Source organism: Rhizobium sp. SEMIA 4085 (assembly GCF_013004495.1).
GTDB classification, from domain to species: domain Bacteria; phylum Pseudomonadota; class Alphaproteobacteria; order Rhizobiales; family Rhizobiaceae; genus Rhizobium; species Rhizobium gallicum.
Map to the genome: position 1 here is coordinate 1 of NZ_JABEPH010000275.1, position 8,323 is coordinate 8,323.

Here is an 8,323-nt window from a genome sequence, read left to right on the forward strand (position 1 = left end):
GAATATGACAGGTTTCCCGGCTTCATCGCCAATCCCGAGACGCGCCGGCGCAACGCGTGGAACTATGTCGACGCCCGCGATCTCGCGCAGGTCGTCCATTTATGCATCGAAAAGAGCGGATTGGGCTTCCAGGTCTTCAATGCGGTGAACGACACCGTGACTGCCAATATGCCGTCGAAGGAACTCGCCAAACGCTTCTTTCCGAACGTGCCCTTCACCCGCGAGATCGGGGAGCATGAGGGGCTGCTTTCCAACCGCAAGATCCGCGAAGTCCTCGGCTTCAAGGAAGAGCACGACTGGCGCAAATATGTGAAGCTCTGACCGCAGGCCATGCCGGGGTGATGCGGATTGGGAAAAATCGAAAATCGCACTTGCATATCCCGTGCCACCGTCTTAAAGGGAGCGCCATGCTTGCAGGAAGCGCTTCGACCCTCATGGTCAAAGGGCTGAATGTAAAGCGTAAAGGGGTATAGCTCAGCTGGTAGAGCGGCGGTCTCCAAAACCGCAGGTCGGGGGTTCGAGCCCCTCTGCCCCTGCCATCTTCTTCGAAGGGAAAGCGCGGACGTTCTCGCAGCGGTCCGTCGGGGAGGGTATTATGGCAAATTTCGCTAGACGTCGGTTTTCCTCTTGTGCAATTGGGAATCGGTGTTTATGTAGGGTTCAACAGACACGCGGTGCGTGGGGCTGATATGTTCAGCTTTACGTGCCGTAATTGCGTGGGCAGTCGATGGCATCCAAATCTAATCCGTTTGCGTTCCTACAGCAGGTTCGCACCGAAACGTCCAAGGTTACCTGGCCGTCTCGCCGCGAGACTATGATCTCGACGATCATGGTTCTGGTGATGGTCGTCTTTGCCGCGCTGTTTTTCTTTGCTGCTGACCAGCTGATTGGCTGGGCTTTGAGCTACGTGCTCAACACCGGCAACTGATCGGGTGGAGATATAAGATGGCGGCACGTTGGTATATCGTCCACGCGTATTCGAATTTTGAGAAGAAGGTGGCTGAATCCATCGAGGAGAAGGCCAGGCAGAAGGGGCTCGAGCATCTCTTCGAAAAGATCCTCGTGCCGACCGAGAAGGTGGTTGAGGTGCGCCGCGGCCGCAAGGTCGACAGCGAGCGCAAGTTCTTTCCGGGCTATGTCATGGTTCGAGCAAACCTGACGGACGAGGCCTACCATCTCATCAAGAACACGCCGAAGGTCACTGGTTTCCTCGGCTCCGACAACAAGCCCGTTCCGATTCCGGACTCCGAAGCCGAGCGCATTCTCGGCCAGGTCCAGGAAGGTGTCGAGCGGCCGAAGGCTTCGGTTACCTTCGAGGTTGGCGAACAGGTCCGCGTTTCCGACGGCCCGTTCGCGTCGTTCAACGGCACGGTTCAGGATGTGGACGAAGAGCGTTCGCGCCTGAAGGTGGAAGTGTCGATCTTCGGCCGTGCAACGCCGGTCGAGCTGGAATACGGTCAGGTCGAAAAGGTCTGATTTTTGAGATGGAAGTCGGTCAGTACTGACCGGCTTCTGCGCGGCGATAGCCGCCAACCGCGTGGAAGGTGAGGGGTCTTAGCCGGGCCTTAAAATCCGCACCACGCAACCGCAGCCGCCGGAGAAATCCGGCATCACTGGCCGGGCAACCGGTCATCAATGAAAGGCAGAGAGTTATGGCTAAGAAAGTTGCAGGCCAGCTCAAGCTTCAGGTCAAGGCAGGATCGGCAAACCCGTCCCCGCCGATCGGCCCGGCGCTTGGTCAGCGTGGCATCAATATCATGGAATTCTGCAAGGCGTTCAATGCCGCCACGCAGGAAATGGAAAAGGGTATGCCGATCCCGGTTGTCATCACCTACTACCAGGACAAGTCCTTTACCTTCGTGATGAAGCAGCCGCCCGTCAGCTACTTCCTTAAGAAGGAAGCGAAGATCCAGTCCGGTTCGAAGACGCCCGGCAAGGGCTCTGTCGCTGGCAAGCTGACCAAGGCTCAGGTCAAGGCGATTGCCGAAGCGAAGATGAAGGACCTTAACGCAGCAGATATCGAGGGTGCAATGGCGATGATCGAGGGCTCTGCCCGCGCCATGGGCCTGGAAGTGGTAGGTTAAGACCATGGCTGGCAAGCGCACCAAGAAGATCAACGAAGGTGTTGATCCCACGAAGCTCTACGCTCTGAACCTTGCTATCGGCATGGTCAAGGACCGGGCTGTCGCCAAGTTCGATGAAACCATCGAAGTCGCCATGAACCTCGGCGTCGATCCGCGTCACGCAGACCAGATGGTCCGCGGCGTGGTCAACCTTCCGAACGGTACGGGCCGTGACGTTCGCGTCGCCGTTTTCGCGCGCGGCGCCAAGGCTGACGAAGCCAAGGCAGCCGGTGCTGACATCGTCGGCGCAGAAGAGCTGGTCGAAATCGTCCAGGGCGGCAAGATCGATTTCGATCGTGTCATCGCGACCCCCGACATGATGCCGCTCGTCGGCCGTCTCGGTAAGGTACTCGGCCCGCGCGGCATGATGCCGAACCCGAAGGTCGGAACGGTCACCATGGACGTTGCCGGGGCGGTCAAGGCCTCCAAGGGTGGCGCCGTCGAATTCCGTGTCGAGAAGGCTGGTATCGTTCACGCCGGGATCGGCAAGGCATCCTTCGATGCAAAGGCTCTGGAAGAAAACATCCGTGCCTTCGCTGATGCGGTCATCAAGGCGAAGCCGGCTGGCGCAAAGGGCAACTACGTCAAGCGCGTAGCGATCTCTTCGACCATGGGCCCGGGCGTCAAGATCGACCCGTCGTCGGTCACGGCCGCTTAACGAATTTCATCGGGCTTTGCCCGGTGGCAAGAATTCCGGCCTCGAAAGGGGCCGGAATATTCCGGAGCAATCCGGAATCCTGTCCGAGATTGCAGGTGGTTTTCCCTTAATCACTTCGGCCTGCATGAGACGGGTAAGACCCGAATTTCGATGAAGCTCAGCTTCATGGATTTGGTTCGAGCCTTGGATGCCTTGTGCCTTCGGCCTTTTGGCGCGAAGCGCGAGGGGACAGGATCCTCAAGCGCCGCTTGGGATCGCTTCTGATCCCGGGAGGCAAAGGCAACCCGGTGGGTCCGTTTCACGGTCCCGCCAACTGGAGATAGGCAGTGGAAAGAGCGGAAAAACGCGAATTCGTCACGGAACTGAACGAAGTCTTCAAGGCTTCGGGCTCGGTTGTCGTGGCCCACTATGCTGGTGCTACAGTCGCGCAGATGAACGACTTCCGTTCGAAGATGCGCGCTGCTGGCGGCACCGTCAGAGTCGCGAAGAACCGCCTGGCCAAGATCGCCCTTCAGGGTACGGAAGCGGAAGGGATTTCCAATCTCTTCACCGGTCAGACGCTGATTGCATACAGCGCCGATCCGATCACCGCTCCGAAAGTCGTCGTGGATTTCGCCAAGGGCAACGACAAGATCGTTGTGCTCGGCGGCGCCATGGGAACAACCACGCTCAACGCCGATGCAGTCAAGTCGCTTGCGACCCTGCCGTCGTTGGACGAACTGCGCGCGAAGCTGCTGGGCATGATCCAGACACCGGCTACCCGCATCGCAGGCGTTGTTGCAGCACCGGCAAGCCAGCTTGCCCGAGTGTTTTCGGCTTACGCCAAGAAGGACGAAGCCGCTTAAGGCGGTTTTTCGCTGTTTATAGAAAACCGGTTCGAACCGAACAAAAGGAACTGATAAAATGGCTGATCTCGCAAAGATCGTAGACGACCTCTCCTCGCTGACCGTTCTGGAAGCTGCAGAACTGTCCAAGCTTCTCGAAGAAAAGTGGGGCGTTTCCGCTGCTGCTCCGGTAGCTGTTGCTGCCGCTGCTGGTGGTGCTGGTGGCGCTGCTGCCGCTGCTGAAGAAGAAAAGACCGAGTTCGACGTCATCCTCACGGATGCCGGCGCCAACAAGATCAACGTCATCAAGGAAGTCCGCGCCATCACCGGCCTCGGCCTCAAGGAAGCCAAGGACCTCGTTGAAGCCGCTCCGAAGGCTGTCAAGGAAGCCGTCTCCAAGGCTGAAGCCGCTGACATCAAGAAGAAGCTTGAAGACGCTGGCGCAAAGGCCGACGTCAAGTAATCTTGAACTGCATCTGGGAGGCGGTCTTCACCGTCTCCCATTTGCCGTTTTTGTGAACGAATTACCCAAAAGCCGCGTGAAAACGGCTTTTGGGTAATGGGTTCTTCAAGAGCATGGTCTCGAACCGAAGCGCACGGCAATCCGGCCATGTGGCTTCGGGAAGTGGGACGAGATTGAATTATCCATTGATCGACGGGATCGCCTGGCCAGCGGTTCCCGTCCGTTGCAGGCCCGGATGCAATTTTGAAGGAGCGACGATGGCTCAGACCCTTTCGTTCAACGGTCGTAGGCGCGTACGCAAGTTTTTTGGTAAAATCCCCGAAGTCGCAGAAATGCCGAACCTCATCGAGGTTCAGAAGGCGTCCTACGACCAATTCCTGATGGTAGAAGAGCCCAAGGGCGGCCGCCCTGACGAAGGCCTTCAGGCCGTCTTCAAGTCAGTTTTCCCGATCACGGACTTCTCCGGCGCTTCGATGCTGGAATTCGTGTCCTATGAGTTCGAACCGCCGAAGTTCGACGTCGACGAATGCCGCCAGCGCGACCTGACCTATGCCGCGCCGCTGAAGGTTACCCTCCGTCTCATCGTGTTCGATATCGACGAGGATACCGGCGCGAAGTCGATCAAGGACATCAAGGAACAGTCCGTCTACATGGGTGACATGCCGCTCATGACGAACAACGGCACGTTCATCGTGAACGGCACCGAGCGCGTGATCGTGTCCCAGATGCACCGTTCGCCGGGCGTCTTCTTCGACCATGACAAGGGCAAGAGCCATTCTTCCGGCAAGCTGCTCTTCGCCGCCCGCGTGATCCCGTATCGCGGCTCCTGGCTCGACATCGAGTTCGACGCCAAAGACATCGTCTATGCCCGTATCGACCGCCGCCGCAAGATTCCAGTGTCGTCGCTGCTGATGGCCCTCGGCATGGATGGCGAGGAAATCCTCGACACCTTCTATACGAAGTCGCTCTACAAGCGCGACGGCGAAGGCTGGCGCATTCCCTTCCAGCCCGAGGCGCTGAAGGGCGCCAAGGCGATCACCGAGATGGTCGACGCCGACACCGGCGAAGTCGTGGTCGAAGCGGGCAAGAAGCTGACCCCGCGTCTGCTCCGCCAGCTTTCCGACAAGGGTCTCAAGGCTCTGAAGGCGACGGACGACGATCTCTACGGCAACTACCTCGCAGAAGACATCGTCAACTACTCGACGGGTGAGATCTATCTCGAAGCCGGCGACGAAATCGACGAAAAGACCCTGCCGGTCATCCTCGCCAACGGTTTCGACGAAATCCCGGTTCTCGGCATCGACCACATCAATGTCGGCGCCTACATCCGCAACACGCTCAACGCCGATAAGAACGAGAACCGCCAGGACGCGCTGTTCGACATCTACCGCGTCATGCGTCCCGGTGAACCGCCGACCATGGAATCGGCCGAAGCCATGTTCAACTCGCTGTTCTTCGATGCGGAGCGTTACGACCTCTCCGCCGTCGGCCGCGTGAAGATGAACATGCGTCTCGACCTCGACGTCGAAGACACCGTCCGCGTCCTGCGCAAGGACGACATCCTGGCCGTAGTCAAGATGCTTGTCGAGCTACGCGACGGCAAGGGCGAGATCGACGACATCGACAACCTTGGCAACCGCCGCGTCCGCTCGGTCGGCGAGCTGATGGAAAACCAGTACCGTCTGGGCCTTTTGCGCATGGAGCGCGCGATCAAGGAGCGCATGTCCTCGATCGAAATCGACACGGTCATGCCGCAGGATCTGATCAACGCGAAGCCGGCAGCTGCTGCCGTTCGCGAATTCTTCGGCTCCTCGCAGCTCTCGCAGTTCATGGACCAGGTCAACCCGCTGTCGGAGATCACCCACAAGCGCCGTCTCTCGGCACTTGGCCCGGGCGGGCTGACCCGCGAGCGCGCCGGCTTTGAAGTCCGCGACGTTCATCCGACCCACTACGGCCGTATTTGCCCGATCGAAACGCCGGAAGGCCCGAACATCGGTCTCATCAACTCGCTGGCGACCTTTGCGCGCGTCAACAAGTACGGCTTCATCGAGAGCCCTTACCGCCGCATCGTCGACGGCAAGGTGACGAACGATGTTCTTTACCTGTCGGCCATGGAAGAGGCGAAGTATTACGTCGCACAGGCCAACGCCGAGCTCGACAAGGACGGTTCCTTCGTTGACGAATTCGTCGTGTGCCGTCACGCTGGCGAAGTCATGCTCGCCCCGCGCGACAGCATGAACCTGATGGACGTCTCGCCGAAGCAGGTCGTTTCGGTCGCAGCCGCTCTTATCCCGTTCCTGGAAAACGACGACGCGAACCGCGCCCTCATGGGCTCGAACATGCAGCGCCAGGCTGTTCCGTTGCTGCGTGCCGAAGCTCCGTTCGTCGGCACCGGCATGGAGCCGGTCGTCGCTCGCGACTCCGGTGCAGCTATCGGCGCCCGCCGCGGTGGCGTCGTTGACCAGGTCGACGCCACGCGTATCGTCATCCGCGCAACGGAAGACCTCGAAGCCGGCAAGTCCGGTGTCGATATCTACCGCCTGCAGAAGTTCCAGCGTTCGAACCAGAACACCTGCGTCAACCAGCGTCCGCTGGTCACCGTCGGTGACGTTGTCAACCGCGGCGACATTCTGGCGGACGGTCCGTCGACCGACCTTGGCGATCTGGCTCTCGGCCGCAACGCGCTCGTCGCGTTCATGCCGTGGAACGGCTACAACTACGAAGATTCGATCCTGCTCTCCGAGCGTATCGTTGCCGACGACGTGTTCACCTCCATCCACATCGAAGAATTCGAAGTGATGGCGCGCGACACGAAGCTTGGTCCGGAAGAAATCACGCGCGATATTCCGAATGTTTCGGAAGAAGCGCTGAAGAATCTCGACGAGGCAGGCATCGTCTACATCGGCGCCGAAGTTCAGCCGGGTGATATCCTTGTCGGCAAGATCACGCCGAAGGGTGAAAGCCCGATGACGCCGGAAGAAAAGCTCCTGCGCGCCATTTTCGGTGAAAAGGCGTCCGACGTCCGCGATACGTCGATGCGCATGCCGCCCGGCACCTACGGCACGATCGTCGAAGTGCGCGTCTTCAACCGCCACGGCGTTGAAAAGGACGAGCGCGCAATGGCAATCGAGCGCGAAGAGATCGAGCGTCTTGCCAAGGACCGCGACGACGAGCAGGCGATTCTCGACCGTAACGTCTACGGCCGTCTGATCGAGATGCTCCGCGGCCAGATGTCCATCGCCGGCCCGAAGGGCTTCAAGAAGGGCACCGAGCTTTCGAACGCCGTGGTCTCCGAATATCCCCGCTCGCAGTGGTGGATGTTCGCAGTCGAGGACGAGAAGGTCCAGAGCGAACTCGAAGCGCTCCGCGGCCAGTACGATGAATCCAAGTCGCGCCTTGAGCAGCGCTTCATGGACAAGGTCGAGAAGGTCCAGCGCGGCGACGAAATGCCTCCTGGCGTCATGAAGATGGTCAAGGTCTTCGTCGCAGTGAAGCGCAAGATCCAGCCGGGCGACAAGATGGCTGGCCGTCACGGCAACAAGGGTGTCGTGTCGCGCATCGTTCCGGTCGAAGACATGCCGTTCCTCGAAGACGGCACGCATGTCGACGTCGTTCTGAACCCGCTGGGCGTGCCTTCGCGCATGAACGTCGGCCAGATCCTCGAGACGCACCTCGGCTGGGCTTGCGCCGGCATGGGCAAGCAGATCGGTGACCTGATCGAAGCCTACAAGGCGAACGGCAATATCGAGCCGTTGCGCAAGACGATCGGCGACGTTGTCGGCGACGGTCCGAAGGCCGAGCAGGTCAAGGACTTCGACGATGACTCGGTTCTGCGTCTTGCCGACCAGTGGAAGCGCGGCGTTTCGATCGCAACGCCGGTCTTTGACGGCGCCCATGAAGGCGATGTCAACGAGATGCTGCGTCTGGCGGGTCTCAAGGATTCCGGTCAGTCGACGCTGTATGACGGCCGTACCGGCGAGCAGTTCGACCGTCAGGTGACCGTGGGCTACATCTACATGCTGAAGCTCAACCACCTGGTCGACGACAAGATCCACGCCCGTTCGATCGGTCCTTACTCGCTCGTGACCCAGCAGCCGCTGGGCGGCAAGGCCCAGTTCGGCGGCCAGCGCTTCGGCGAAATGGAGGTCTGGGCTCTGGAAGCATACGGCGCAGCCTATACGCTGCAGGAAATGCTGACGGTGACGTCGGACGACGTCGCCGGCCGCACCAGAGTCTACGCACGCATCGTCCCGGG

At 59.7% G+C, this 8,323-nt stretch carries 7 protein-coding genes, 1 tRNA gene and 1 pseudogene; all 9 read left to right on the top strand.

All coding sequences use genetic code 11. The features are described from left to right. Positions 1-321: pseudogene (locus tag C9413_RS23000) on the top strand (NAD(P)-dependent oxidoreductase); the annotation flags it as partial. 142 nt (positions 322-463) lie between these two features. Next, positions 464-539: transfer RNA gene (locus C9413_RS23005), tRNA-Trp, on the top strand. 188 nt (positions 540-727) lie between these two features. Next, entirely contained in the window at positions 728-928 is a 201-nt protein-coding gene (gene secE, locus C9413_RS23010) for a preprotein translocase subunit SecE (RefSeq protein ID WP_039844632.1), read from the top strand. Positions 929-945: 17 nt separating this feature from the next. Continuing rightward, a complete protein-coding gene (gene nusG / locus C9413_RS23015) occupies positions 946-1,476 on the top strand; it encodes a transcription termination/antitermination protein NusG (RefSeq protein WP_022719204.1) in 531 nt (176 codons plus the stop codon). Positions 1,477-1,652: 176 nt separating this feature from the next. After that, on the top strand, positions 1,653-2,084 hold the full coding sequence (gene rplK, locus C9413_RS23020) for a 50S ribosomal protein L11 (RefSeq protein WP_022719203.1): 432 nt from the start codon (positions 1,653-1,655) through the stop codon (positions 2,082-2,084). Positions 2,085-2,088: 4 nt separating this feature from the next. Continuing rightward, positions 2,089-2,781, top strand: a complete 693-nt coding sequence (gene rplA / locus C9413_RS23025; RefSeq protein ID WP_039844633.1) for a 50S ribosomal protein L1 — start codon at positions 2,089-2,091, stop codon at positions 2,779-2,781. Positions 2,782-3,107: 326 nt separating this feature from the next. Next, the gene (gene rplJ, locus C9413_RS23030; protein ID WP_022719201.1) at positions 3,108-3,626 is read left to right on the top strand and encodes a 50S ribosomal protein L10; all 519 of its coding nucleotides are present in this window, start codon (positions 3,108-3,110) and stop codon (positions 3,624-3,626) included. A gap of 58 nt (positions 3,627-3,684) precedes the next feature. Beyond that, positions 3,685-4,068: a 50S ribosomal protein L7/L12 gene (gene rplL / locus C9413_RS23035; protein ID WP_022719200.1), complete on the top strand. Its 384-nt coding sequence runs from the start codon at positions 3,685-3,687 to the stop codon at positions 4,066-4,068. Positions 4,069-4,325: 257 nt separating this feature from the next. Then, the coding region (rpoB, locus tag C9413_RS23040) for a DNA-directed RNA polymerase subunit beta (RefSeq protein WP_170250951.1) at positions 4,326-8,323 on the top strand (3,998 nt) is incomplete at its 3' end.

Bases quoted from the DNA above. Each gene is read 5' to 3' on its own strand.
- secE (WP_039844632.1), top strand. From the start codon at position 728: ATGGCATCCAAATCTAATCCGTTTGCGTTCCTACAGCAGGTTCGCACC.
- nusG (WP_022719204.1), top strand. From the start codon at position 946: ATGGCGGCACGTTGGTATATCGTCCACGCGTATTCGAATTTTGAGAAG.
- rplK (WP_022719203.1), top strand. From the start codon at position 1,653: ATGGCTAAGAAAGTTGCAGGCCAGCTCAAGCTTCAGGTCAAGGCAGGA.
- rplA (WP_039844633.1), top strand. From the start codon at position 2,089: ATGGCTGGCAAGCGCACCAAGAAGATCAACGAAGGTGTTGATCCCACG.
- rplL (WP_022719200.1), top strand. From the start codon at position 3,685: ATGGCTGATCTCGCAAAGATCGTAGACGACCTCTCCTCGCTGACCGTT.